Raw genomic sequence first — 24611 nt, 5'->3', positions numbered from 1 at the left:
TTATCGTTGTCATTGCCCAGGCTCATCATGCAATCTGTCGAAAACATCCCCCCGCGCGCGCCGTCGCGCTGGCCCATGGCGCTGGCGTTTTCGTTCAGCGCCGTCGTGTTGCTGGCCGTCGGCGTGCTGGCCTGGCGCGCGCCGTTCGAGACGGCATGCGTCATTGACGCGCTGGTATTTTTGCTGCTGATGCTGCTCGCGGCGCTGTACCGGCGCACGGTGTCGGCCAGCCTGCCACGCCAGTTGCTCAAGGCGGGCGCCTTGCAGGATGCGATTTTCAACAGTGCCAATTTTTCCTGCATCGCCACCGATGCGCAAGGCGTGATCCAGATTTTCAATGTGGGCGCCGAACGCATGCTCGGCTATGAAGCCAGCGACGTGGTCGACAAGCTGACGCCGGCCGGCATTTCCGACGCGCAAGAAATCGTTGCGCGCGCTGCCGCCCTCAGTGCCGAACTCGACACCGTTATCACGCCGGGCGTGGAAGCGCTGGTGTTCAAGGCCTCGCGCGGCATCGAAGACATTTACGAATTGACCTATATCCGCAAGGATGGCAGCCGCTTCCCGGCCATGGTTTCCGTGACGGCCCTGCGCGACGCGCAGAGCAAGGTCATCGGTTACTTGCTGATCGGCACCGACAACACGGCGCGCAAGCAGGTCGAGGCGGAACAGGCGCAGCTGGACCAGCGCTTGCGCGAGCAGCAGTTCTACACGCGCTCTCTGATCGAATCGAATATCGATGCCCTGATGACGACGGACCCGCGCGGCATCATCAGCGACGTCAACCAGCAGATGGAAGCGCTGACGGGCTGCACGCGCGACGAATTGATCGGCGCGCCGTGCAAGAATTACTTTACGGAACCAGAACGGGCCGAGGAAGCCATCGCGCGCGTGTTGCGTGAAGGAAAGTTGACCAATTACGAGCTGACGGCCCTGGCGCGAGACGGCAAGCAGACGGTGGTGTCGTACAACGCGTCGACCTTCCATGACCGCGACCGCAAGCTGCAGGGCGTGTTTGCCGCCGCCCGCGACGTGACGGAACGCAAGCAGTTCGAGCAAGCCTTGCAAGACACGAATATCGAAATGGAAAAGGCCCGCCAGGCGGCGGAAAAGGCGAACCTGGCGAAGTCCGAGTTTCTGTCGAGCATGAGCCATGAATTGCGCACGCCCTTGAACGCCGTCCTGGGCTTTGCCCAGCTGATGGCGTCCGAGACGCCGGCGCCAAGCTTGCCGCAACAGCGCTCGATCGACCAGATCCTCAAGGGCGGCTGGTATCTCTTGCGCTTGATCAATGAAATCCTCGACTTGGCCATGATCGAGTCGGGCAAGGTCACCATGTCGCAAGAGGCGATGTCCCTGCTCGACGTGCTGCAGGATTGCCAGGCGATGATCGCGCCGCAGGCGGAAAAGCGCGGCATCAGCATGCATTTCCCCCGCTGCGGCAAGGCCTTCTATGTGCATGCGGACCGCACGCGCGTGAAACAGGTGATGATCAATCTGCTGTCGAACGCCATCAAATATAACCAGAGCGGCGGCAGCGTGAAGGTCGAGTGCAGCCGCCACGGCGACCGGGTGCGCGTCAGTGTCACCGACAGCGGCGCCGGCCTGAATGCCGAACAGATGAGTCAGCTGTTCCAGCCCTTTAACCGCCTGGGCCAGGAAAGCAGCACGGAAGAGGGCACGGGCATCGGCCTGGTCGTCACCAAGCAGCTGGTCGAATTGATGGGCGGCACCATCGGCGTCGACAGCACGGTGGGCGTGGGTACCACTTTCTGGGTCGAATTCAAGGCCTCGCGCGCGCCGGAGCTGCATCTGGAAGAGGGGGCAGTGCTGCCGGTGGTGCAGGAGAACCAGGAAAGCCAGCGTACCCTGCTGTACGTGGAAGACAATCCCGCCAACCTGGCACTGGTGGAGCAACTGATCGCCCGTCGCAGCGATTTGAAATTGCTGACGGCCGTCGATGCGCACCTGGGCATCGACCTGGCGCGCACGTATCAACCGGACGTGATCTTGATGGATATCAACCTGCCCGGCATCAGCGGCTATGGCGCCCTGCACATCCTGCACGACGATCCGCTCACCAGCCACATTCCCGTGATGGCCCTGTCCGCCAACGCCGTGCCGCGCGACATCGAGAAAGGCCTGGAAGCGGGCTTCTTCCGCTACCTGACCAAGCCGATCAAGGTCGTCGAATTCATGGATGCGCTTGACGTGGCCCTGCACCATGCGGCCGAGCACGGCCTGGCCGACGACATTCACACAGTACGCTAATTCAGCACTTCATTTTAGGAACACCGCCATGCTTCAAGCCACCGAGATCCTGAACGCCAGCATTCTCATCGTCGATGACCAGGAGGCTAACGTCATGCTGCTGGAACAGGTGCTGCGCAATGCCGGATATACGCGCATCACTTCCACCATGGACCCGCAAGCCGTGCGCGCGCTGCATCAGCAGCACCGCTACGACTTGATCCTGCTCGACTTGCAGATGCCGGAAATGGATGGCTTCGAAGTGATGGAAGGCTTGCGCGACATCGAGGCCGGCAGTTATCTGCCCGTGCTGGTGATCACTGCCCAGCCAGGCCACAAGCTGCGCGCGCTGCAGGCGGGCGCCAAGGATTTCGTCAGCAAGCCCTTCGACCTGGTGGAAGTGAAGACGCGCATCCACAATATGCTGGAAGTGCGCTTGCTGTACCAGAAGCTGGCCGAATACAACAAGTCGCTGGAACTGATGGTGGAAGAGCGCACGGCGGAGTTGCGCGAAAGCGAAGCGCGCTTCCAGCGCTTCACGGAACTGTCGTCCGACTGGTACTGGGAACAGGATGCGCAAGGCAATCTGACGCGCTTTTCCGGTCCCGTGGCTGAAATGCTGGGCATCGGCAGCGAGGAAGAGCCGCAGCGCTGGAACGCGGCCGAGCGCGCCTTGCTCGATGCCAAGATTGCTGCGCGCGAACCGTTTCTCGACTTCATCTACAGCCGCGCCAACCTCGATGGCAGCACGCAGTACCTGCAGGTCAGCGGCGAACCGATGTTCGACAATGGCAGCCGCTTCATCGGCTACCGCGGTATCGGCCTCGATGTCACGGAGCGTCATCGCAGCGCCTGATTTATACTTGCTGCTATCGACATCCACAAGGAAAGCACCATGGCTGACAAATCTCCCTCCTACTGGTTTCCCGCCAAGACCTATGGCTGGGGCTGGGGCTTGCCCATCACGTGGCAGGGCTGGCTGGTGTTCCTGGCCGCGTTGGCGCTGTTCGCCTGCGGCGCCTTCCTGTTTCCCCCGCAAACCATGCTGGCAGGCTATATCGTGTATGAAGTGGCCATCGTTGCCGCGCTGATCGCTGTGTGCCAGTGGAAGGGCGAACCGACCGCCTGGCGCTGGGGCAAGAAGAAATAGACGTGCCGGCATCTGCTGCATTGCAGCAGATGCACATAGGCGACAAAGCAAGAAATCATCTGGCCACGCGGCGCGAACCGCGTATAATTGGCTCGCTGCCGCAAGGCGGCAAACGCTAGGGGTCCTGCCTTTCGCTGTGGAAACACAGTGCAAGCGCGGGTGAGAAATACCCTCCGAACCTGATCTGGATAATGCCAGCGAAGGGAAGCTTTAGGATGAACGCACCCCGCCTTTCCGCGTGCGCAATTCCGAACCTCCTTAGCTGGCTCCAGGCTATAAATAGTCTAGCTGCAAGTCTAGCCAAGGAGCCAAAATGAACGCCAACCCGAAATTCCTCTCTGCCACCGCCACGGTCGACGAAGCCGCCATCGCGCCACTGCCCAATTCGCGCAAGATCTATGTGGAAGGCAGCCGCCCCGACATCCGCGTGCCCATGCGGAGAATCAGCCAATCCGACACGGAAGCGTCGTTCGGCGGCGAAAAGAATCCGCCGATCTACGTGTACGACACGTCCGGCCCCTACACGGACCCGGACGTGCAGATCGACATCCGCTCGGGCCTCGATACGCCGCGCCTGCCGTGGATCATGGAACGTGCCGACACGGAAGAATTGCCCGGCCCCACCTCCGATTACGGCATCGCCCGCCTGGCCGACCCGAAACTGGCCGAGCTGCGTTTTAATTTGCACCGCAAGCCGCGCCGCGCCATTGCCGGCAAGAACGTCACGCAAATGCATTACGCGAGGCGCGGCATCATCACGCCGGAAATGGAATTCGTCGCCATCCGCGAAAACATGCGCCGCCAGGAGTATTTGCGGGAACTGAAAGCCTCCGGCCCCATGGGTGAACGCCTGGCCGAGCTGATGGGCCGCCAGCACCCAGGCCAGTCGTTCGGCGCCAGCATCCCGGCCGAAATCACGCCGGAATTCGTGCGCGAGGAAATCGCCCGCGGCCGCGCCATCATCCCCGCCAACATCAATCACCCGGAAGTCGAACCGATGATCATCGGCCGCAATTTCCTGGTAAAAATCAACGCCAATATCGGCAATTCGGCCGTCACCTCGTCGATAGGCGAGGAGGTGGAAAAAATGACCTGGGCCATCCGCTGGGGCGGCGATAACGTGATGGACCTGTCTACCGGCAAGCACATCCACGAAACGCGCGAATGGATCGTGCGCAACAGCCCCGTGCCCATCGGCACCGTGCCCATCTATCAGGCGCTGGAAAAGGTCAATGGCAAGGCTGAAGATCTGACGTGGGAAATTTTCCGCGACACCCTGATCGAGCAGGCAGAGCAGGGTGTCGACTACTTCACCATCCACGCGGGCGTGCTGCTGCGCTATGTGCCGATGACGGCCAAGCGCCTGACGGGCATCGTCTCGCGCGGCGGCTCCATCATGGCGAAATGGTGTCTGGCGCACCACCAGGAATCGTTCCTGTACACGCATTTCGAAGACATCTGCGAAATCATGAAGGCGTATGACGTGTCGTTCTCGCTGGGCGATGGCTTGCGCCCCGGTTCCATCTACGACGCCAACGATGAGGCGCAGCTGGGCGAACTGAAAACCCTGGGCGAACTGACCCAAGTGGCCTGGAAGCACGACGTGCAAGTGATGATCGAAGGCCCGGGCCACGTGCCCATGCAATTGATCAAGGAAAACATGGACTTGCAGCTGGAGCAGTGCGGCGAAGCGCCGTTCTACACCCTGGGGCCGTTGACGACCGACATCGCGCCTGGTTATGACCACATCACGTCGGGCATCGGCGCGGCCATGATCGGCTGGTATGGCACGGCCATGCTGTGCTATGTGACGCCGAAGGAACACCTGGGCCTGCCCAACAAGGCCGACGTCAAGGACGGCATCATCACCTACAAGATCGCTGCGCACGCGGCCGACCTGGCAAAAGGCCATCCGGGCGCACAAATCCGCGACAACGCCCTGTCGAAAGCCCGCTTCGAATTCCGCTGGGACGACCAGTTCAACATCGGCCTGGACCCGGACAAGGCGCGCGAATTCCACGATGAAACCTTGCCCAAGGATTCGGCCAAGGTGGCGCATTTCTGCTCCATGTGCGGCCCCCACTTCTGCTCGATGAAGATCACGCAGGAAGTGCGTGAATACGCGGCCGGCATGGGCATCGCGGAAGACAAGGCGCTCAAGCAGGGCATGGAAATCAAGGCCATTGAATTCATCAAGAACGGCGCCGAGCTGTACCGCAAGGTCTGAAGGAGAGCGTGATGCCAGCATTGATATCCATCACGCTCAACGGCGCGCCGCACCAGGTGCCGCCGGGGCAAACCCTCGATCAACTGATCGCCGCGCTGTCGCTGGAAAACCAGGCGCTGGCGCTGGCCGTCAACCGCAATGTGGTGCCGCGCAAGGCGTGGCCGGGACAGGTCTTGCAGGTACAAGACCAGGTTGAAATAGTCCGCGCCATCGGCGGCGGCTAGACTAAGGAAAAGCAATGACAAGTAATAACAACGACGACTTGCTGACTATCGCAGGAAAACAGTACCAATCGCGCTTGCTGGTGGGTAGCGGCAAGTACAAGGACTTGCCACAGACGCGCGAGGCGACGGACGCGGCCGAAGCGCAGATCATCACGGTGGCCATCCGCAGGGTGAATATCGGGCAAGATCCGAACGCGCCCAGCCTGCTCGATTTTGTGCCGCCGGACCAGTACACGATCTTGCCGAACACGGCCGGCTGTTACAACGCGAAAGATGCCGTCTACACCCTGCAACTGGCGCGCGAGCTGCTGGGCGGGCGCAATCTGGTCAAGCTGGAAGTGCTGGGCGATGAAAAGACCCTGTTTCCGCATATGCCGGAAACCCTGATCGCGGCCGAAGCGCTGGTCAAGGATGGCTTTGACGTAATGGTCTACTGCAGCGACGACCCCATCCAGGCGAAGATTTTGGAAGACATCGGCTGCGTGGCTGTCATGCCGCTGGCGTCACTGATCGGTTCGGGCATGGGCATCTTGAATCCGTGGAATTTGTCGCTGATCATAGACCAGGCGAAAGTGCCCGTGCTCGTCGATGCTGGCGTGGGCACGGCGTCGGATGCGGCCATTGCCATGGAACTCGGTTGCGATGGCGTGCTGATGAATACGGCCATTGCCGGCGCGCGCGACCCCGTGCGCATGGCGCATGCGATGAAGCTGGCCGTGCGGGCCGGGCGTCTAGCGTTTCTGGCGGGCCGCATGCCCCGTAAATTCGCCGCCTCGCCGTCGTCGCCGATGGCCGGCCGCCTGGCGTGACGGGGCGACAGCGTCTGCCGTGTCGTCCGGTTGTGCTGGTGTTTGCCGGCCTAGATCCTTCCGGCGGCGCCGGCATCGCCGCCGACATTGTTGCCATTGCGGCGCAGGGCGCGCATGCCTTGCCCGTCATCTCGGCGCTGACGGTGCAGGACAACGACCGCGTGTTTGCTGTCGAACCGGTGGCGCCGGAATTGCTGCGGCGCCAGGCGCAGGCGCTGATAGCCAAGATCGCCATTCACGCCGTCAAGATCGGCATCCCCGGCAGTGCCGCGAATGCAGCCGTCATCGCGCAACTGATCGCGCAATTGCGGCTGGCTCGGCCGGATTTGCCTGTGGTGCTCGACCCCGTGCTGGCCAGCGGCCATGGCGATGTGCTTAGCCGTGACGACGCGGTGATGGCGCTGGCGCCCTTGCTGCCGCTGACGACCGTCATCGTGCCGAACGGGCCGGAAGCGCTGGCACTGGGCGGCGAAGAAAACCTGCGCGCGCAAGGCTGCAAGCACGTGCTGGTGACGGGCGGCCATGGCGAGGGCGAGGTGATCGTCAACCGCTGGATAGACGCGAATGGCGGCGAGCGAGCGTGGCGCTGGCCACGCCTGCCTGGCCAATTCCACGGCAGCGGCTGCACTCTGGCGTCCGCCATCGCGGCGCGTCTGGCGCTGGGAGAGGCGCTGCCGGACGCGCTTGATCTGGCGCAAGCCTATTGTCATGCGGCCTTGTCCGATGCGTATGCCATTGCGCCAGGCCAGCTCATGCCCCAACGATTCATTCAATAAGGAAAACATCATGCGTGGACTGTATCTGGTCACCCCGAACTGGGATGACACCGACCGCCTGCTCGACGTGAGCGAGCAAGCCTTGCAGGAAGGCGTGGCTCTGCTGCAATACCGCCACAAGAGCGCCGAGGCGCAACAACGGCGCGAACAGGCGGGCGCCCTGCTGGCCCTGGCCCGCAAGTATGGCGTGCCCTTCATCATCAATGACTTTATCGAATTGTGCGAAGAGCTCGACGCCGATGGCGTGCACGTGGGCGGCACGGATGCATCCGTCGCACAGGTGCGCGCGCGCCTGGGCAAGGACAAGATCGTTGGCGCTTCCTGCTATGGCGACATGGCCCTGGCACGGACTGCCGAGGCGGGCGGCGCCAGCTATGTGGCCTTCGGCGGTTTTTATCCGTCGCTGGTGAAAAAATATCCGGTAACCACGCCCCTGGATATGGTGCTGCAAGCCAAACGCGAGATAGCCTTGCCGTGCGTGGTGATCGGCGGCATGACGCCGGAAAACGCGGCACCGCTGGCAGCGCGCGGCGCCGACATGGTGGCGGCCATCAGCAGCGTATTTGGCAAGGCAGGCCAGGCGCACGATGTGAATATTGCAGTGCAGCAATTCAACCAATTGTTTGCGGCGTGAGCATGGGCATGGGGGCTGATTTGGGGGAATAATCGGCATATAATAAGAGCATCTTCATTACCGAGGTTCCTTTACCCATGAGTCAGCCAGCCGCCGCGAAACGCCTAATCCTGATCGTTGACGATGACCAACTCCTGTTGGAATTCCTCGGCGAAATCCTGCGCCATGCCGGCTATGAGACGGCCCTGGCCAATTCGGCCGAAGTGGCGCTGCAAATGGTCGCCCAGCGCGAGCCGGACCTGGCCTTGCTCGACATCCATATGCCGGGCATGTCGGGCCTGGAACTGGCCAAGCGCCTGCATGGCGAGACGGGCGTGCCATTCATGTTCCTGTCCGGCAGCGGCGACAGCGAATCGGGCAAGCAGGCGGCCGCCTACGGCGCCGTCGGCTACGTGGTGAAACCCGTCGATGAAGGCCGCTTGATGCCCGCCTTCGAAGCGGGCCTGGCGCGCGCCGATGAAATCCGCCAGCTCCGGCGCACCGAGCTGAACCTGAACGCGGCCCTGGCCGCCGGCCGCGAAACCAGCCTGGCCGTCGGCTTGCTGATGGGCAAGTTCCAGACGGACCGCAACACGGCTTTCGAGGTGCTGCGCGACCACGCCCGCTCCAGCCGCCGCAAGATCAATGAAATCGCCAGCCAGCTGCTGCTGGCCGAAGAAACCCTGAACGGCTTGCATGGCGCCTTCCTCAACAGGGCGAAAACCAAGTAAGCGTTGCACCGGCGCCGGCGTGGCACGTCGGCGCCTGCCTTGTTATGATGTGACGATATGGCGCGCTGGCGCGCCTGGTTCAACCATAGACAGGACATACATGAAAACCAAAGCAGCGATTGCATGGAAGGCGGGCGCGCCTTTGACCATCGAAGAAGTCGACCTGGCGGGCCCGCGCGAGGGCGAGGTACTGGTCGAAATCAAGGCCACGGGCATTTGCCACACCGATTACTACACCCTGTCGGGCGCCGATCCGGAAGGCATTTTCCCATCCATTCTCGGTCATGAAGGCGCCGGCATCGTCGTCGATGTGGGGCCGGGCGTGAAAAGCCTGAAAAAGGATGACCATGTCATCCCCCTGTACACGCCGGAATGCCGTCAGTGCAAATTCTGCCTGTCGCAAAAAACCAATCTGTGCCAGTCGATCCGCTCGACCCAGGGCCGCGGCCTGATGCCGGACGCGACGTCGCGCTTTTCCATCGACGGCAAACCCATCTTCCACTACATGGGCACGTCCACCTTCTCGAACTACATCGTCGTGCCGGAAATTGCGCTGGCGAAGATCCGCGAAGACGCGCCTTTCGATAAAGTCTGCTACATCGGTTGTGGCGTCACGACGGGCGTGGGCGCCGTGCTGTTTACGGCCAAGGTTGAGGCAGGCGCCAACGTGGTCGTGTTCGGCCTGGGCGGCATCGGCTTGAACGTGATTCAGGCAGCCAAGATGGTGGGCGCAGACAAGATCATCGGCGTGGATATCAACCCGGCGCGCCAGGCCATCGCGCGCAAGTTCGGCATGACGCATTTCGTCAACGCCAACGAAGTGGAAAACGTGGTCGACACCATCGTGCAGCTGACGGACGGCGGCGCCGACTACAGTTTTGAGTGTATCGGCAACACCACCACCATGCGCCAGTCGCTCGAGTGCTGCCACAAGGGCTGGGGCCAGTCCATCATCATCGGCGTCGCCGCGGCCGGCCAGGAAATTTCTACGCGTCCGTTCCAGCTGGTGACGGGACGCGTGTGGAAAGGTTCCGCCTTCGGTGGCGCGCGCGGCCGCACGGACGTGCCGAAGATCGTCGACTGGTATATGGAAGGCAAGCTCAATATCGATGATTTGATCACGCACCGTTTGAAACTGGACGATATCAACCAGGGTTTCGACTTGATGAAGAGCGGCGAATCGATCCGCTCCGTCGTGTTGTACTGATAAACATACGCCGTACCACGGCGTTTTTGCGGAGGCTGCGGCCTCCGTTTTTTTCGTCCGTGGTTTGCCATTCATCGCGCAAGCCTGCCGTCCAGGCCAGCCTTTGTGCAGCCTGTCGCACCGCGCTGGAGACGTGATTCATCCGCCGTTAAAGTCAACGCTCCACTACTTTTGCGACGAGGCAGCCATGTCCACTTCCTATCGTTTGATCCTCAGCCTGGCCGGTATCGTGCTTGGCGGCAGTGCACTGGCCGTGCAGCCGCCCGAGCCGCCCGCGCCACCGGCCGCCCCGGCCGCACCCAGCAAGAAAATCACTATCTCCATGGACAGCGGCGATGGCTATGCGCTCGTCGACAGCAGCGAGGATAGCGTCACCATGGCAGGCAGCGATGTCGATGGCCAGCAGATTAAACAGCTGCAGCGTTCGCTCAAGGGGCATTTCCTGTGGTTCCGTGACCAGGGCAAGGGCTATGTGACGCAGGATGCCGCGCTGTTGGCCCGCGTCCGCGACGCCTGGAAGCCATCGCAGCAGCTGGGCTTGCAGATGAGCGGTCTGGGCAAGCAGATGAGCGAGCACGGCAAGGCGATGGGCGAACTGGGCAGCAAGATGGGCGTTCATGGCGCTGCGCAGGCGAATGGCGGTACGCGCGATGCGCAGCAGCTGCAAACGCTGGGCCGCCAGCAGCAGGAACTGGGCCGCAAGATGGGCGAGGCGGCGCGCCGCCAGGCGCAAGCGACCACAGAGACAGCGCGCCGTGCGGCAGGGCGCGAGGTGGAACGCCTGCAGCAGCAGATGGAGGATGCGCAGGATGCCATGGAAGAGGTCAACGATCGCATTGCCGCCACGCAAGAGCGCGAAGCGGCCAAAGTGGATGCGCTGTCGCGCCAGATGGATCAGCGCGGCAAGCCGATGGAAACCCTGGGCAAGCAAATGGAAGCGCTGGGACGCCAGCAGGAAAAGGCATCAAAAGCAGCCGACAAGACCACGCGCCAGGTGATCGCCCAGGCGCTCAGCGAAGGCAAGGCAAAGCTGGTGCGCTGAATGGTGTGCTGAATCAGCGGGCCAGCGGCTTGCGCATCAGGCAGCGCAGCGCCGGATCGTGCCCGTCCTGCGCTTCGCGCGCCAGCTTGAGCGCGTGACCCGCGCCCAGCGCTACGGCATCGATTTCGCTGAAACCGTGACGCGCATAGTAGGGCGCGTTCCAAGGCAGATGGCGGTGGGTGCTCAGTGTCAGGCTGGCGCAGCCCTGCGCCCGGGCGTGGGCCTCCGCCGCGTCAAGCAGGCGCGCGCCCAGTCCCTGCCGTTGATGCAACAGGGCAACGGACAATTCCACGATGAATATCTGGCCGTCAAGCGGCTGGGCTGCCAGGAAACCCGCGGGCCTGTCCTGCCCATCGGCAGCCACCCACACGCCGCCATGCTGCTGCAGCGCCTGCAAGGTGCGCAGTGCCAAGGGTTCACCGTGCGCCAGCCACGCCAAGTCCGCCCCGGCCTGCGCAAACAGGGCCGCGGCACTGCGCTCGACCTGGGCCAGCAGGGGCAAGTCGACATGGCTGGCCGCACGGATGGCGTAGCTCACGGCGTATGGCAGGTGGCGGCCACGGCGCGGTATTGCGCCGGCAGCTGCTCCCTGGCCTCTTCCACGCTGGCATACACCTCATCCTGCACCGTTTCCCAGCGCGCATCGCAGCAGAAGCGGTAGGCGCACGCCTCGTCACCGTAGCGGCACACGGCCAGGCCATGAATGGCGATGGGGGCTGCGCCAGCATGCTCATCGGTGACGTGGCCGAAGGGCAGGTCGGACCAGGCCCAGGCCAGCACGCGGGCGCCGTCGAGGTGAGTGGGTGGTGTCATGGGATACGGGCTGCTGTGTCGGGACGCCGATTGTAGCGCGCACATGGAAAACTGGCGCGACCGCTGGACAAATGCACAGTATTTTTAGCCATGCCGGTATAATCACGGCATGCAAAATCTTCTTCACAACCTCAATCCCGAACAATTGGCTGCCGTCACCTTGCCGGCCCAGCATGCGTTGATCCTGGCTGGCGCCGGTTCGGGCAAGACCCGCGTGCTGACCACCCGCATCGCGTGGCTGATCCAGACTCAGCAGGTATCGCCGCCCGGCATCCTGGCCGTGACCTTTACGAACAAGGCCGCCAAGGAAATGCTCACGCGCCTGTCAGCCATGCTGCCGATCAACACGCGCGGCATGTGGATCGGCACCTTTCACGGCCTGTGCAACCGCTTGCTGCGCACGCATTACCGCGATGCCGCCTTGCCGCAGACCTTCCAGATCCTCGATTCGCAGGATCAATTGTCGGTGATCAAGCGCTTGTTGAAGGCGAACAACATCGATGATGAGAAATTCCCGCCGAAGACGGTGATGTATTTCATCAACAATGCCAAGGATCAGGGCTTGCGCGCCACGGACGTGGAAGCGTACGACGCGCACGAGCGCAAGATGGTCGAGCTGTACCAGCTGTATGACGACCAGTGCCAGCGTGAAGGTGTGGTCGATTTTGCCGAATTGCTGCTGCGCACGTACGAATTGCTCAGCCGCAACCAGCCGCTGCGTGAACACTATCAGGCGCGCTTCCGCCACATCCTCGTGGACGAGTTCCAGGATACGAACAACCTGCAATACAACTGGCTCAAGTTGCTGGCCGGCCACGGCAGCCGCGATGGCGGCGCCCTGTTTGCCGTCGGCGACGATGACCAGAGCATCTACGCGTTTCGCGGCGCCAACGTGGGCAATATGAGCGCCTTCGAGCACGAATTCCAGGTCAAGAACTTGATCAAGCTGGAGCAGAACTACCGCTCGCATGGCCACATCCTCGACAGCGCTAACGTGCTGATCGCGAACAATAGCAAGCGCCTGGGCAAGAATCTGCGCACGGACGCGGGCCATGGCGAGCAGGTGCGCGTGTACGAAGCCAGTTCCGACTTGCAGGAAGCGCAGTGGATCATCGAAGAGGCGAAAAGTCTGATCGCCGATGGTGCCTCTCGCAGCGAAATCGCTATTCTCTACCGCTCGAACGCGCAGTCGCGCGTGATCGAACATGCGCTGTTTTCAGCCAGTATTCCGTACCACGTGTATGGCGGCCAGCGCTATTTCCAGCGCGCCGAGGTCAAGCACGCGATTGCTTATTTGCAATTGATGGACAACCCGCACAATGACTCCGCTTTCTTGCGCGTGGTCAATTTCCCTACGCGGGGCATCGGCATGCGCTCGATCGAGCAATTGCAGGCCGCGTCGGAACAGTACGGCATCTCGCTGTACGCGTCCGTGCCCTACGTGGCGGGCAAGGCGGGCAGCGTGCTGGCCGGTTTCGTCAAGCTGATCGAGGGCGTGCGTTTCGAAACGCAGCAATTGTCCTTGCCCGAAATGGTGCGCGTGGTGCTGGAAGCGAGTACTTTGCTGCAGCATTATCAGAATGAAAAGGAAGGCGCCGACCGCATCGAAAACCTGGAGCAGATGGTCAGCGCGGCCAGCCAGTTCGTTTCCGAAGAAGGTTTCGGCCAGGCAGCACCGGCCCATCTGGGGCCAGCCGCCCAGGCGCAGTCGGGCGCGCCCGTCGTCAACCAGGATGGCATCGAAATTCTGGATGCCGATGCGCCGCTGCCGGCCGTGATGTCGCCGCTCTCCGCTTTCCTGTCGCACGCGTCGCTGGAAGCGGGCGATAACCAGGCGCAGGCGGGCCAGGATGCGCTGCAGATGATGACGGTGCACTCGGCCAAGGGCCTGGAATTCGACAACGTGTTCATTACCGGCCTGGAAGAGGGCCTGTTCCCGCACGAAAGCAGCTCGAAGGAAGACAACGGCGTGGAAGAAGAACGCCGCCTGATGTACGTGGCGATCACGCGCGCGCGCAAGCGGCTATATATGAGCTTTTCGCAGACGCGCATGCTGCACGGCCAGACGCGCTATAACATGAAGTCGCGCTTCTTCGATGAATTGCCGGAAGAAGCGCTGAAATGGCTGTCGCCCAAGGTACAGGCGAACTGGTTCGGTAACCGCAAGTCGGCCTGGGACGAGGCGCCGCGCGTTGCCAGCCTGGGTTCGGACAATGCGATTGCGCAAAAGATCGCGCAAAAAGCCACGGGTGGCGGCTGGCGCATCGGCGAATCGGTGGCGCACGCCAAGTTCGGCGAAGGCGTGATCGTCAATATCGAAGGCGGCGGCGGCAATGCGCGCGCGCAGATCAATTTTGGACAGCACGGCATGAAGGTGCTGGACCTGGGGATTGCGAAACTGGAACGGCTGGGACGGTGATCTGGCCGGGTGCGTAGGTCGGATTAGCGTAGCGTAATCCGACACCATTGTTGGCCTCGCAGCGTCGGATTACGCGGCGTGCCGCCGCTAATCCGACCTACGCCTGACCGGCGATCACTCGCCGGTCTTGTCCAGCGACACCGTCTTGCTCTCATCGACGGGCACGCCGAAGATCTGGCGGTAGGCGGCGTAGAACGAGCAATGCATGATGATGGTGAGTAGCATCGACAGCGGCATCATCAGTTGCATCATCAGCGGCGTGCGGCCAAAGATGACGGCCAGCAACTGGCTGGTGACGACGCTGATGGCGAACCAGGTGGAAGCGAAGACGATGAAGGCCGACAGCGAACGCCAGACGGCGAAAAAGCTGAAGAACAGCGCCTTGCCCAAACCGGTTTTTCTCCAGTAGATCAGCGGCGCGGCAAAGCAGAAGGCCATGGCGGCCGGCACATACAGCACGATGGCCAGCAGGATGCCCAGGCCCAGGCGAGATTCGGGGATGGCGGTGCGCGCCGCTTCTTCCGTCAGTTGTCCCGTGACCAGTTGCCACAGCAAACCGTCGTCCACCAGAGTCGAGGCGCCTATGGCCGCGATGGCCATCAGGATGTACAGCACGCCCAGGCCCAACAGGGAAGGAAACGCCGGCTTGCGGAAGCCCGAGATCAACAGGCTGGGCAAGACGCGCTTGCCTTGGTCGATATTCAGGCAGCCTTGCACGAAGGCCACGGAAAACACGGGGACGAGGATGACGGGCAGCAATTGGCCGAGCAGGGGCACGATGCTGACGGCCAGCATGCAGAACATATAGCCGAGAAACAGCATCGACATGCCGCCAGGTTGCTTGCGAAACAGGGCGAAGCCTTGTTTCACCCATTGCCAACCTGTACTTGCAGGTAATTTTTCCATGTTTAAAACAGTTCCGGAGCAGGTGTGGCGATACGTTCGCGCAGAATGCGTTCGAAATGCGCCGGATCGTGCGGGGTCAGCATTTCCGCTTCGCGCGGCTGGTAATAATCGTACAGGCGCGACAGCCAGAAGCGCAGCGCGGCGGCGCGCAGCATTGCTTGCCATGCCGTCTGTTCTTCGTGCGTGAACGGGCGCACGGCCCGGTAGGCGTCGAGCAGGGCGCGCACGCGCACCGTGTCGAGTACGCCCGTGGCCAGGTCCACGCACCAGTCGTTGACGGTGACGGCCACATCGAACAGCCAGGTGTCGCAGCCGGCAAAGTAAAAGTCGAAAAAGCCCGTCAGTTGCTCGCCGTCAAACATGACATTGTTGCGGAACAAGTCGGCATGCACGGGGCCGCGCGGGATGGCTTTATACGTAGCGCAGGCAGCGAAGGCATCCTGGAAATGGATTTCCGCGCGCAGCAAATGCGCCTTGGCATCGTCGAGGTGGTGCAAGACCAGCGGCGTGGTGGTGTTCCACCAGTCCAGGCCGCGCAGATTTGGCTGCTGCAGGGGGAAGTCCTGCCCCGCCAGGTGCATCTTCGCCAGCATGGCGCCGACAGCCGCGCAATGCACGGCTTGCGGCGCCATCTGCGAGCTGCCGTCGAGTTTGCTGACGATGGCGGCCGGCTTGCCCTGCAGGGCCGTCACCAGTTCGCCATCGGCATTGGCGATCGGTGCGGGCACCAGCACGCCCCGGTCCGCCAAATGGCGCATCAGTTGCAGATAGAACGGCAATTGCTCGAAGCTGAGGTTTTCAAAGATCGTCAGCACGTACTCGCCGCGCTCCGTGCTCAGGAAGAAATTGCTGTTTTCGATGCCGGACGCGATGCCCTTGAGCGCCAGAGGTTTGCCGAGTGGAAACTGCATGAGCCACGGGCCGATATCGTCCAGGTGTAGCGCGGTAAAAACTGCCATGGGAAAGAGAGGAATGGTCTAAAAGGTCAAAAAAAGCCGGCTGTCCCGCAGGTGGCCGGGACAGGGCAGAGGAGAGTGGCTGCTTACTTCGCTGTTGCGGGCGGTGCTGGCGCGTCCGCTGCCTCTTCATCGCGTTGTTTCTGTTTCTTCTTGCCCAGGTCGAATTCCAGCACTTTCCATTGCGGGCCGCGCAGGGCGTTGCCGTTGGCCTGGTCGGCGCCGGCGGCCGGCTTCATGTAATAGGTGCTGCCGCCCGTCGTCACTTTCACTTCGGACGTCACGCCGGCTTCGCGTTTTTCGGTAATCTGCTGCTTGGCGGGGGCCGGCGCCACGGTGATGGGCGCTTCGCCCATTTCCTCGATACGCTCGAGCTTTGGCGGCGCTTCGCTCGGTTTGGCCGGCGTCTGGGCGCTGGCGATGGCCGAACATGCCAGCAGGGGCAGGGCGAGGAATGTCCAGAGTGTCGATGTACGCATCATGATGGGTTCGCTTCCATGTGTGGGACTGCAGCGCGTGCAGTGCTGTATTGCCGTCAATTTATCTATAGGGCATTGTAACAAACTGGTAGGCAATGCTGCTTAACACGGCTGATTAAATGCGCGGAAATAGGCCCTGGCCGCCGTGCAGGCGGCCAGGCGGGGGCTTCGCCATGGCAAACGGCGCAAAAACGGGGGCCGCGTCCCCGGTGGCGCGGACCTAAACTCTGCGATAATTGTGCGATATTCCGCCCGCCGCTGTTTCTTCCCTGCTGGCGCGGCTCACCTTATTTTATTGGCATTATGCAAAACACCCTGCTGTTAGTCGACGGTTCCAGTTACCTTTATCGCGCCTTCCATGCGCTGCCAGACCTGCGCAGCCCGGACGGCTATCCCACGGGCGCCATGCACGGCATGGTCAATATGCTGCGCCGCCTGCGCGCCGATTACCCGGCCGCCTATATCGCCTGCGTGTTCGATGCCAAGGGTAAAACTTTCCGCGATGACATGTATCCCGAGTACAAGGCCACGCGCGCCTCGATGCCGGACGACCTGCGCCTGCAGATCGAACCCATCCACGAAGCCGTGCGCGCCATGGGCTGGCCTATCTTGATGGTCGACGGCGTGGAAGCCGATGACGTGATCGGCACCCTGGCCGTGCAGGCTGCGGCAGCGGGCATGAACGTGGTGGTCTCCACTGGCGACAAGGACCTGGCGCAGCTGGTCAACAGCCAGGTGACCCTGATCAATACCATGAGCAATGAAAAGCTCGATGAAGCGGCCGTGCTGGCCAAGTTCGGCGTGCCGCCGAACCGCATCATCGATTATCTGTCGCTGATCGGCGATACGGTGGACAACGTGCCGGGCGTATCGAAATGCGGCCCGAAAACGGCCGTCAAATGGCTGACCTTGTACGACAGCCTGGAAGGTGTGATGGAAAACGCGGCCAAGGTGGGCGGCGCCGTGGGTGAACACCTGCGCACGGCCTTGCCCTGGCTGCCGCAGGCGCGCGCCTTGATCACCGTCAAGACGGATTGCGATTTGTCCGGCCACATGACGACGATCGCCGACTCGCTGGTGGCGAAACACGAAGACAAGGAAGCGCTGCTGGCCTTCTTCAACCGCTACGGCTTCAAGGCCCTGCTGCGCGAACTGGGTGCCACGCCGCCGCCGATGTCACCAGTCGGTGCGCCAGTTGCGGCCGGTGCTGCCGCCAATACCACGGGCGACATGTTTGCCGACGCCTCGCCAACGGTGGAAGCCGTGTATGAAACCGTGCTGACGGACGAGCAGCTCGATAAATGGCTGGCCCTGATCGACGCTGCGCCCCTGACGGCCGTGGACACGGAAACCACCTCGCTGGAACCGATGACGGCGCAAATGGTTGGCATTTCCCTGTCCGTTGCCGAGCACGCCGCCTGCTACATCCCGCTCGCCCACGACTATGCGGGCGCGCCCGAGCAATTAACGCGTGAACACGTGCTGGCGAAACTGCGTCCATGGCTGGAAGATGCGAACAAGCCCAAGCTGGGCCAGAATCTGAAGTATGACAGCCACATCTTCGCCAACCATGGCGTGATTCTGCGCGGCATCGCCCACGATACCCTGCTGGAATCGTATGTGTTCGAATCGCACAAGAAGCACGACATGGACAGCCTGGCCCTGCGCCACCTGAATTACACGACGATTCCGTTCGAAGACGTGTGCGGCAAGGGCGCCAAGCAGATCACCTTCAATCAGGTTGAGCTAGGGCAGGCTGCCAAGTATGCGGCCGAGGACGCCGATGTGACTTTGCGTTTGCACAATGCCATGTGGGGCAATGTGGCGAACGATGACAAGCTGACTTTCATCTATGAAAAGATCGAGATGCCGACGGCCGTGGTCTTGCAAAAGATCGAGCGTAACGGCGTGCTGATCGATGACGCATTGCTCAACATCCAGTCGGCCGAACTGGCCGTGAAAATCCTCGAACTGGAAAAGAAGGCGTATGAACTGGCCGAGCAGCCGTTTAACCTGGGCTCGCCCAAGCAGATCGGTGAAATCTTCTTCGAGAAGCTGAAGTTGCCAGTGGTCAAGAAGACGCCGACGGGCGCGCCATCGACCGATGAAGAAGTGCTGCAAAAGTTGGCCGAGGATTATCCGCTGCCGAAGGTGCTGCTGGAATACCGCGGCATGGCCAAGCTGAAATCGACTTACACGGACAAATTGCCGAAGATGATCAACGTCACCACGGGCAGGGTGCACACGAACTACGCGCAAGCCGTGGCCGTGACGGGGCGCCTGGCGTCAAACGACCCGAACTTGCAGAATATTCCCATCCGCAGCGCGGAAGGCCGCCGCATCCGCGAAGCCTTTATCGCGCCGCCCGGCAGCCACATCGTCTCGGCCGACTATTCGCAGATCGAATTGCGCATCATGGCGCACATCTCGGGCGACGAAGCCATGCTGCGCGCGTTTGCCGACGGCATCGACATTCACCGGGCCACGGCCGCCGAAATCTTTGGCGTGCCGGCCGCGGAAGTGCAGAGCGAACAGCGCCGCTATGCGAAAGTCATCAACTTCGGTTTGATCTACGGCATGAGCGCGTTTGGCCTGGCCGGTAACCTGGGCGTGGACCGCACGGCCGCGCAAAGCTATATCGACCGCTACTTTGCGCGTTTTTCTGGCGTGAAACAGTATATGGAAGACACGCGCCAGCAAGCCAAGGCGCGCGGCTACGTGGAAACGGTGTTTGGTCGCCGTTTGTGGTTGCCGGAAATCAATTCGCCGAACGGTCCGCGTCGCCAGGGTGCGGAACGGGCGGCGATCAACGCGCCCATGCAGGGCACGGCCGCCGACCTGATCAAGCTGGCCATGATCGCCGTGCAAGGCTGGCTGGAAACGGACAATTTGCAGACGAAGATGATCATGCAGGTGCACGATGAACTGGTGCTGGAAGTGCCGGACGCCGAGCTCGAATTGGTCAAGCGCAAGCTGCCTGAGCTGATGGCCGGCGTGGCCGAGCTGAAAGTGCCGCTGACGGCCGAGGTAGGAGTAGGCAAGAACTGGGACGAAGCGCACTGATGCGGTGTCGGCTTACGCGGGGCATGCCCCGCTAAGCCGACCTACATGTTTAACATTAGCAATGACCGTAGGTCGGCTTAGCGCGCAGCGCGTAAGCCGACATTTTTTGTCAACACACCTTTCAGGAGAGACGCATGAGCAACATGATCACCGATTGTGAAAGTTTGCTGGGCCAGAGCAGCTTGTCCGGGCCGGACGGCCGGCGTGGTTTCCTGAAGGTGGCGCTGGGGACCGGTTTTGCCGTGGCCGTGCTGCCCGTGGCGGCGCAAAACGTCATCAAGACGGATTCTGCCGGACTCGTCACGGGCACCATGTCGGTGATGGTCGATGGCCAGGCCGTGCCCGTATATGCGGCGCAGCCTGAGGGCAAGACGGGCTTGCCCGTGGTCCTGGTCATTTCGGAAATCTTTGGCGTGCATGAACATATCGCCGACATGGCGCGCCGCTTTGCCAAACAGGGTTATCTGGCGCTGGCGCCCGACTTGTTCGTGCGCCAGGGCGATCCTACCAAGGTCAGCAGTATTCCGGAACTCATGAAAGGCATCATTGCCAAGACGCCGGACGCGCAAGTGATGGCGGATCTCGATGCTGTTGTTGCGTGGGCGAAACAGAATGGCGGCGACACCAGCCGCCTGGGCATCACGGGCTTTTGCTGGGGTGGGCGCATCACCTGGCTGTACGCGGCGCACAATCCGGCCGTCAAGGCAGGCGTGGCCTGGTATGGCCGTCTGGTGGGCGAACCGACTCCCTTGCAGCCAAGCAACCCCATCGATTTCGCCGCCACCTTGAAGGTCCCCGTGCTGGGCTTGTATGGTGGCAAGGATACGGGCATTCCGCAGGAATCGATCGCCAAGATGAAAGACGCGCTGGCCAAGGGCGGCAACAAGTCGGAATTTGTCGTCTACCCAGATGCGGGCCACGCCTTCAACGCCGATTACCGCCCCAGCTATGTGGCGGCCGATGCGAAAGACGGCTATGTCCGTTGTTTAGCCTGGTTCAAAAAGCATGGCGTTGCCTGAGGTTGCAAGCTTAAAAGTGCCTGATTGGCACATTTTTTCCATCCCTTGACGCGAAAGGCGCACCGGGCTGTAAAATGCCCGGTGCGCGTCAATGCAGTACAATTGCATCTTCATCGCGCTACGCTGCCGCCAAACGCGCAAAAAATTAAATAATAGATAACAACGCATTCATCAGGCCAGACGCCAGCATCGCGGGCGCCAGTGACCCGGCGCCATTTTGAGGTAAGAAAATCATCGATCCCGTCCTTATATCCATTTTGCTCGCGACCACGATCGCGGGCGTCTTCAGCATTACTGCGGCGGCGATCTTTTCGTTTGCATTCCTGTCCAAGGTGGTCGAGCGCATGGTCAGCTTGTCCGTCGGCATCATGCTGTCGACGTCTCTGCTGCACGCCTTGCCCGAAGCGTTCGAGTCGCAGGCGGATCCGCGCAGCCTGTTCGCCACCCTGCTGGCGGGCTTGCTGGCCTTTTTCATGCTGGAAAAGTTCGCCATCCTGCGCCATTCGCACCACCATGAAGGCGATGGCCACCACCATGCGCACGGCCACGACAAGCACGAGGCGGGCAAGTCCGGCTGGATGATCCTGGTCGGCGATGGGATGCACAACTTCACGGACGGCATTTTGATCGCCGCCGCTTTCCTGGCCGACCCGAAGCTTGGCCTGGTCACTGGCCTGGCCATCATCGCGCATGAAATCCCGCAGGAAATCGGCGACTTCATCGTGCTGCTCAATGCGGGTTTCTCGCGCCTGCGCGCCTACGTCTTCAATCTGCTGTGCAGCCTGATGGCGGTGGCGGGTGGCTTGCTTGGCTATTTCACCCTGGACCGCGCCAGCAACCTGATTCCTTATGTGCTCGTGTTCGCCTCGTCCGGCTTCATCTATATTGCCTTGTCCGACCTGATGCCGCAGATGCAGCGCCGCGCCACCTTGCGCGAAACCATCCCGCAAGTGCTGCTCATCGCGCTGGGCGTGTGTATCGTGCTGTTCCTCACGCACAAGCGCCACGGCGGTTGAGGCGCGGTTCTACCGGCGCAGTGTCACCTATGCTATATTGCCTTTTTGATTAACTTGAACAGAAAGGAGGAAAATATAATGGAAGAAAACCTGTTGCTCGCCTTGTGGCGCGCACGCTCTTTAAGCGCATTTGCCAGCTCTTGCCCACGTTCTATCGCGCTGCGATAACCTGGCCAGAGCAAAGTTACCCTCCTACACGAGTCCTTTCCTGGTACTCCGTTGTCGTTAGCGCTCCTGTTAACGCGGATGCTTGCATCCCGAACAAAGACAAGAGCCATGACTACCCTTATCTCGACACAAGCTTTACAGCTGGATACCCACGACGGTTTCCTCTTCAACGAACTCGCCTTTACCTTGCGCCAGGGCGACCGCATCGGCCTGATCGGCCACAATGGTTGCGGCAAATCTACCTTGCTGGGCTTGCTCAGCGGCGCGCGGGAAGCGACTGCAGGCACCATCCATGTCGCCCGTGCCTGCCGCTTGCAGCACGTGGAACAGCACTTGCCGGCCGAACTTGCCAGCCTGAGCCTGTACGACGCCTTGCTGGCGCCCGTGCTGGAGCAGCCCGAGCTGCATTGGCGGGTCGACAGCCTGCTGGCCGAACTGGGTTTCGACCCTGATACGGCGCAAGTGCCCGTGCATGCGCTGTCCGGCGGCCAGCACACGCGGCTGCTGCTGGGGCGCGCCCTGCTGCAGGAACCGAATGTGCTGCTGCTGGACGAGCCGAGCAATCACCTGGACTTGCCGTCGCTGCTGTGGCTGGAGCAATTCCTGCTGACATGGCGCGGCGCCTTCATCCTTGTCTCGCACGACCAGCGCCTGCTCGACAACGTGGCCACGCGCAGCTGGATCTTGCGCGATAGCCGCCTGTACGACTTCGACTTGCCTTGCGGCCCCGCGCTGGCGGCGCTGGCCGAAGCCGATCTTGCCGCTGCCGCCCGGCATGCGGCCGAGCAGAAGGAAATCGACCGCCTGTCCGCCAGCAGCGCCCGCCTGGCCCTGTGGGGCCGCACCTATGACAATGAAGATCTGGCGCGCAAGGCCAAGACCATGCAGCGGCGCATCGACAAGTTGAAGGATGCGCAATCGTTCGTCAGCGATGGTGCGCCCTGGCTTTTGCGCTTGCGCGGCAAGGCGCTGGCGGCCGACCAGCTGCTGGCGCTCGATGGACTGGACGTGCGCGCCGTAGCTGCCTCGCCGCTGCTGTTCCACGTTGATCAGCTGTGGCTGAAACCGGGCGACCGCATCGCCTTGCTGGGCGCCAACGGCAGCGGCAAGTCGTCCTTGCTGCGCCTGTGCTGGCAAGCGATCCAGGCGCAGCAGGAGCGCGGCGACTTGCGCTACCACCACGCCGCCAATATCGGTTACTACGACCAGTCGCTCAGGCAACTGGCGGATACGGCTGACTTGTCCGACGCCTTGTACCCGTTTGCCGTGCAAAACGAGGCCGCACGCAGCCAGGTGGCGCGCAAGCAAGCCTTGATTGCGGCCGGTTTTCCGTATGCGCGCCATGGACAGACGGTGGCGACCCTGAGTGGCGGCGAGCGGGCGCGGCTGTTGTTCCTGGGGCTGTCCCTGGCCAGTTATCACTTGCTGCTGCTCGACGAACCGAGCAACCACCTGGACATGCAGGGCAAGGCGGAACTGGGCCAAGCCCTGCGCGGCTTTGAAGGGGGCTGCCTGCTGGTATCGCACGACCGCGACCTGATCGAGACAGCGTGCAACCGTTTTTGGGTGGTGGCCGATGGCCAGCTGGAAGAGTGGCCCGATGCCGCCAGCGCGTATGCACGGCTGAGTGCGGAAGATGGGCAGGCGCTGACACCGGCTCCGCGCGTGGAGAATGCGTCTGCGGTACTGACGGACATCGACGTGCAGCTGGAGCGTTTGTGCGAACTGGAGCAATTGCTGGCCGAAGACCTGGCCCGCAAGGCGCGCCATCAGAAGCCGGCCAGCCAGCAGGCATGGCTGGCGGAACTGGAGCGCTTGAATCAGTCGCTGGGGATAAGCTCGTAGTTATCCACCGGACATGAAAAAGCGGACCGTGGTCCGCTTTTTTTTAGTTGCCCGTTGCCACGGGTCGTGCCGGATCGGCGCACCATTCGCTCCACGAGCCCGGGTACAGGGCCGCGCCAGGCAAACCGGCCACTTCCAGTGCCAGCAAGTTGTGGCAAGCCGTCACGCCGGAGCCACACTGCATGACGGCCGTTTGCGGTGAGGCTATCAAGGCGCTGAAGTCGCGCTGCAGTTCATCGGCGCTTTTAAAACGGCCATCCGCCTGCAAGTTATCCTTGAAGAAACGGTTTTTTGCGCCGGGGATGTGGCCGCCCACGGGGTCGATGGTTTCGTTCTCTCCGCGATAACGGTCGGGGGCGCGCGCGTCGATGACGTTCAAGGCCTGGTTTTCCAGGTTGGCGATGAGCTCTTGCACGCTGACCGTGCGCGTCAGGCTGGGTTTTTCCGTGAGCTTGCCCGCCGCGCGGGGCGCCACGGGCGTGACCAGGGGCAAGCCTTGCGCTTGCCAGGCGGCAAGGCCGCCGTCGAGCACGGCGACGGCCGGATGGCCGAGCCAGCGCAGCAGCCACCACAGACGGGCGGCGAACATGCCGCCCTGGCCATCATAGGCGACCACTTGCGTGTCGTCATTGATGCCCCAGCCGCGCAAGGTGGCCAGCAGGGCGTTGCGGTCGGGCAAGGGATGCCGGCCCGCAAAGTCCACACCCCGCGCCGTCTTGGGGGCGGACAGGGCCGTGTCGATGTCGGCGAACTGTGCATTCTGGATGTGGCCGGCGGCAAAGGCATCGCTGCCGGCTGTCGGCTTGAGCAAGTCGTGGCGGCAATCGAAAATGACCCAGTCGCTGTCATTCAGGTGGCTGGCCAGTTCGTTGGCCTGGATCAGGGTGGTGTACATCAG

Annotated in this window: 23 protein-coding genes and 1 riboswitch; of the genes, 16 read left to right on the top strand and 7 right to left on the bottom strand. The window is 62.0% G+C overall.

Annotated elements, in window-relative coordinates:
* Positions 1-27: 27 nt before the first annotated feature.
* From C8C89_RS00850 to C8C89_RS00800, 11 genes are all read left to right on the top strand, one after another.
* Positions 28-2271 (top strand): PAS domain-containing hybrid sensor histidine kinase/response regulator, encoded by a 2244-nt coding sequence (locus C8C89_RS00850; protein WP_133988663.1) that lies wholly within the window; start codon positions 28-30, stop codon positions 2269-2271.
* 28 nt (positions 2272-2299) lie between these two features.
* Positions 2300-3106: a response regulator gene (locus tag C8C89_RS00845; RefSeq protein ID WP_101483834.1), complete on the top strand. Its 807-nt coding sequence runs from the start codon at positions 2300-2302 to the stop codon at positions 3104-3106.
* Positions 3107-3145: 39 nt separating this feature from the next.
* A complete protein-coding gene (locus C8C89_RS00840) occupies positions 3146-3400 on the top strand; it encodes a hypothetical protein (RefSeq protein ID WP_101483835.1) in 255 nt (84 codons plus the stop codon).
* A gap of 107 nt (positions 3401-3507) precedes the next feature.
* Positions 3508-3623, top strand: a riboswitch (TPP riboswitch).
* 90 nt (positions 3624-3713) lie between these two features.
* A complete protein-coding gene (gene thiC, locus C8C89_RS00835) occupies positions 3714-5627 on the top strand; it encodes a phosphomethylpyrimidine synthase ThiC (protein WP_101483836.1) in 1914 nt (637 codons plus the stop codon).
* Positions 5628-5638: 11 nt separating this feature from the next.
* Complete coding sequence (gene thiS, locus C8C89_RS00830; protein WP_170840567.1) at positions 5639-5851, top strand: sulfur carrier protein ThiS; 213 nt, start codon at positions 5639-5641, stop codon at positions 5849-5851.
* A gap of 14 nt (positions 5852-5865) precedes the next feature.
* On the top strand, positions 5866-6660 hold the full coding sequence (locus C8C89_RS00825; RefSeq protein WP_133988662.1) for a thiazole synthase: 795 nt from the start codon (positions 5866-5868) through the stop codon (positions 6658-6660).
* Positions 6661-6692: 32 nt separating this feature from the next.
* Entirely contained in the window at positions 6693-7436 is a 744-nt protein-coding gene (locus C8C89_RS00820) for a hydroxymethylpyrimidine/phosphomethylpyrimidine kinase (RefSeq protein ID WP_101483838.1), read from the top strand.
* A gap of 10 nt (positions 7437-7446) precedes the next feature.
* Complete coding sequence (gene thiE / locus C8C89_RS00815) at positions 7447-8070, top strand: thiamine phosphate synthase (protein WP_133988661.1); 624 nt, start codon at positions 7447-7449, stop codon at positions 8068-8070.
* A 77-nt stretch (positions 8071-8147) separates the two neighbouring features.
* Entirely contained in the window at positions 8148-8780 is a 633-nt protein-coding gene (locus tag C8C89_RS00810) for a response regulator (RefSeq protein ID WP_096233822.1), read from the top strand.
* A 100-nt stretch (positions 8781-8880) separates the two neighbouring features.
* Positions 8881-9987 (top strand): S-(hydroxymethyl)glutathione dehydrogenase/class III alcohol dehydrogenase, encoded by a 1107-nt coding sequence (locus C8C89_RS00805; protein WP_034749160.1) that lies wholly within the window; start codon positions 8881-8883, stop codon positions 9985-9987.
* A gap of 187 nt (positions 9988-10174) precedes the next feature.
* Positions 10175-11029: a hypothetical protein gene (locus C8C89_RS00800; protein ID WP_133988660.1), complete on the top strand. Its 855-nt coding sequence runs from the start codon at positions 10175-10177 to the stop codon at positions 11027-11029.
* A 13-nt stretch (positions 11030-11042) separates the two neighbouring features.
* Here C8C89_RS00800 and C8C89_RS00795 read toward each other — a convergent pair whose 3' ends face one another.
* Positions 11043-11567, bottom strand: coding sequence for a GNAT family N-acetyltransferase (locus tag C8C89_RS00795; protein WP_166674642.1), 525 nt, complete (start codon positions 11565-11567; stop codon positions 11043-11045).
* Entirely contained in the window at positions 11564-11842 is a 279-nt protein-coding gene (locus C8C89_RS00790) for a hypothetical protein (RefSeq protein ID WP_133988658.1), read from the bottom strand. The genes C8C89_RS00795 and C8C89_RS00790 overlap by 4 nt, the downstream gene beginning before the upstream one ends.
* Before the next feature lie 109 nt (positions 11843-11951).
* Here C8C89_RS00790 and C8C89_RS00785 point away from each other — a divergent pair, with 109 nt between their 5' ends.
* Positions 11952-14261 carry a UvrD-helicase domain-containing protein gene (locus tag C8C89_RS00785; protein ID WP_133988657.1) on the top strand — a complete coding sequence of 770 codons (2310 nt, stop codon included), beginning with the start codon at positions 11952-11954 and terminating at the stop codon, positions 14259-14261.
* A 114-nt stretch (positions 14262-14375) separates the two neighbouring features.
* Here C8C89_RS00785 and C8C89_RS00780 read toward each other — a convergent pair whose 3' ends face one another.
* From C8C89_RS00780 to C8C89_RS00770, 3 genes are all read right to left on the bottom strand, one after another.
* Positions 14376-15167, bottom strand: a complete 792-nt coding sequence (locus C8C89_RS00780; RefSeq protein ID WP_101483845.1) for a BPSS1780 family membrane protein — start codon at positions 15165-15167, stop codon at positions 14376-14378.
* A 2-nt stretch (positions 15168-15169) separates the two neighbouring features.
* Positions 15170-16126: a homoserine kinase gene (locus C8C89_RS00775; RefSeq protein ID WP_133988656.1), complete on the bottom strand. Its 957-nt coding sequence runs from the start codon at positions 16124-16126 to the stop codon at positions 15170-15172.
* A gap of 83 nt (positions 16127-16209) precedes the next feature.
* Positions 16210-16605, bottom strand: coding sequence for a hypothetical protein (locus C8C89_RS00770; RefSeq protein WP_101483847.1), 396 nt, complete (start codon positions 16603-16605; stop codon positions 16210-16212).
* 300 nt (positions 16606-16905) lie between these two features.
* Between C8C89_RS00770 and polA the strand changes: the two genes are divergently transcribed.
* Both polA and C8C89_RS00760 read left to right on the top strand, forming a co-directional pair.
* On the top strand, positions 16906-19665 hold the full coding sequence (gene polA, locus C8C89_RS00765) for a DNA polymerase I (RefSeq protein WP_133988655.1): 2760 nt from the start codon (positions 16906-16908) through the stop codon (positions 19663-19665).
* 134 nt (positions 19666-19799) lie between these two features.
* Positions 19800-20684, top strand: a complete 885-nt coding sequence (locus tag C8C89_RS00760) for a dienelactone hydrolase family protein (protein ID WP_101483849.1) — start codon at positions 19800-19802, stop codon at positions 20682-20684.
* Between the two features lie 145 nt (positions 20685-20829).
* On the opposite strand, the gene C8C89_RS26865 is transcribed toward C8C89_RS00760, so the two are convergent.
* Entirely contained in the window at positions 20830-21030 is a 201-nt protein-coding gene (locus tag C8C89_RS26865) for a hypothetical protein (protein WP_166674637.1), read from the bottom strand.
* On the opposite strand from C8C89_RS26865, the gene C8C89_RS00755 reads away from it, so the two are divergent.
* A complete protein-coding gene (locus C8C89_RS00755; RefSeq protein ID WP_101483850.1) occupies positions 20942-21700 on the top strand; it encodes a ZIP family metal transporter in 759 nt (252 codons plus the stop codon). The two genes, C8C89_RS26865 and C8C89_RS00755, sit on opposite strands and share 89 nt — an antisense overlap.
* Positions 21701-21976: 276 nt before the next feature.
* On the top strand, positions 21977-23713 hold the full coding sequence (locus C8C89_RS00750) for an ATP-binding cassette domain-containing protein (protein WP_133988654.1): 1737 nt from the start codon (positions 21977-21979) through the stop codon (positions 23711-23713).
* 43 nt (positions 23714-23756) lie between these two features.
* On the opposite strand, the gene C8C89_RS00745 is transcribed toward C8C89_RS00750, so the two are convergent.
* Positions 23757-24608 carry a sulfurtransferase gene (locus tag C8C89_RS00745; RefSeq protein WP_133988653.1) on the bottom strand — a complete coding sequence of 284 codons (852 nt, stop codon included), beginning with the start codon at positions 24606-24608 and terminating at the stop codon, positions 23757-23759.
* Positions 24609-24611 lie beyond the last annotated feature (3 nt).

Origin of the sequence: Janthinobacterium sp. 75 (assembly GCF_004365495.1) — a bacterium.
Lineage (GTDB): Bacteria > Pseudomonadota > Gammaproteobacteria > Burkholderiales > Burkholderiaceae_D > Janthinobacterium.
This window is presented reverse-complemented; position numbering and strand designations above follow the sequence as displayed.

Coding starts and splice junctions, on each gene's coding strand:
- C8C89_RS00850 (WP_133988663.1), top strand. CDS start 28: ATGCAATCTGTCGAAAACATCCCCCCGCGCGCGCCGTCGCGCTGGCCC.
- C8C89_RS00845 (WP_101483834.1), top strand. CDS start 2,300: ATGCTTCAAGCCACCGAGATCCTGAACGCCAGCATTCTCATCGTCGAT.
- C8C89_RS00840 (WP_101483835.1), top strand. CDS start 3,146: ATGGCTGACAAATCTCCCTCCTACTGGTTTCCCGCCAAGACCTATGGC.
- thiC (WP_101483836.1), top strand. CDS start 3,714: ATGAACGCCAACCCGAAATTCCTCTCTGCCACCGCCACGGTCGACGAA.
- thiS (WP_170840567.1), top strand. CDS start 5,639: ATGCCAGCATTGATATCCATCACGCTCAACGGCGCGCCGCACCAGGTG.
- C8C89_RS00825 (WP_133988662.1), top strand. CDS start 5,866: ATGACAAGTAATAACAACGACGACTTGCTGACTATCGCAGGAAAACAG.
- thiE (WP_133988661.1), top strand. CDS start 7,447: ATGCGTGGACTGTATCTGGTCACCCCGAACTGGGATGACACCGACCGC.
- C8C89_RS00810 (WP_096233822.1), top strand. CDS start 8,148: ATGAGTCAGCCAGCCGCCGCGAAACGCCTAATCCTGATCGTTGACGAT.
- C8C89_RS00805 (WP_034749160.1), top strand. CDS start 8,881: ATGAAAACCAAAGCAGCGATTGCATGGAAGGCGGGCGCGCCTTTGACC.
- C8C89_RS00800 (WP_133988660.1), top strand. CDS start 10,175: ATGTCCACTTCCTATCGTTTGATCCTCAGCCTGGCCGGTATCGTGCTT.
- C8C89_RS00790 (WP_133988658.1), bottom strand. CDS start 11,842: ATGACACCACCCACTCACCTCGACGGCGCCCGCGTGCTGGCCTGGGCC.
- C8C89_RS00785 (WP_133988657.1), top strand. CDS start 11,952: ATGCAAAATCTTCTTCACAACCTCAATCCCGAACAATTGGCTGCCGTC.
- C8C89_RS00780 (WP_101483845.1), bottom strand. CDS start 15,167: ATGGAAAAATTACCTGCAAGTACAGGTTGGCAATGGGTGAAACAAGGC.
- C8C89_RS00775 (WP_133988656.1), bottom strand. CDS start 16,126: ATGGCAGTTTTTACCGCGCTACACCTGGACGATATCGGCCCGTGGCTC.
- C8C89_RS00770 (WP_101483847.1), bottom strand. CDS start 16,605: ATGATGCGTACATCGACACTCTGGACATTCCTCGCCCTGCCCCTGCTG.
- polA (WP_133988655.1), top strand. CDS start 16,906: ATGCAAAACACCCTGCTGTTAGTCGACGGTTCCAGTTACCTTTATCGC.
- C8C89_RS00760 (WP_101483849.1), top strand. CDS start 19,800: ATGAGCAACATGATCACCGATTGTGAAAGTTTGCTGGGCCAGAGCAGC.
- C8C89_RS26865 (WP_166674637.1), bottom strand. CDS start 21,030: ATGCGCTCGACCACCTTGGACAGGAATGCAAACGAAAAGATCGCCGCC.
- C8C89_RS00750 (WP_133988654.1), top strand. CDS start 21,977: ATGACTACCCTTATCTCGACACAAGCTTTACAGCTGGATACCCACGAC.
- C8C89_RS00745 (WP_133988653.1), bottom strand. CDS start 24,608: ATGTACACCACCCTGATCCAGGCCAACGAACTGGCCAGCCACCTGAAT.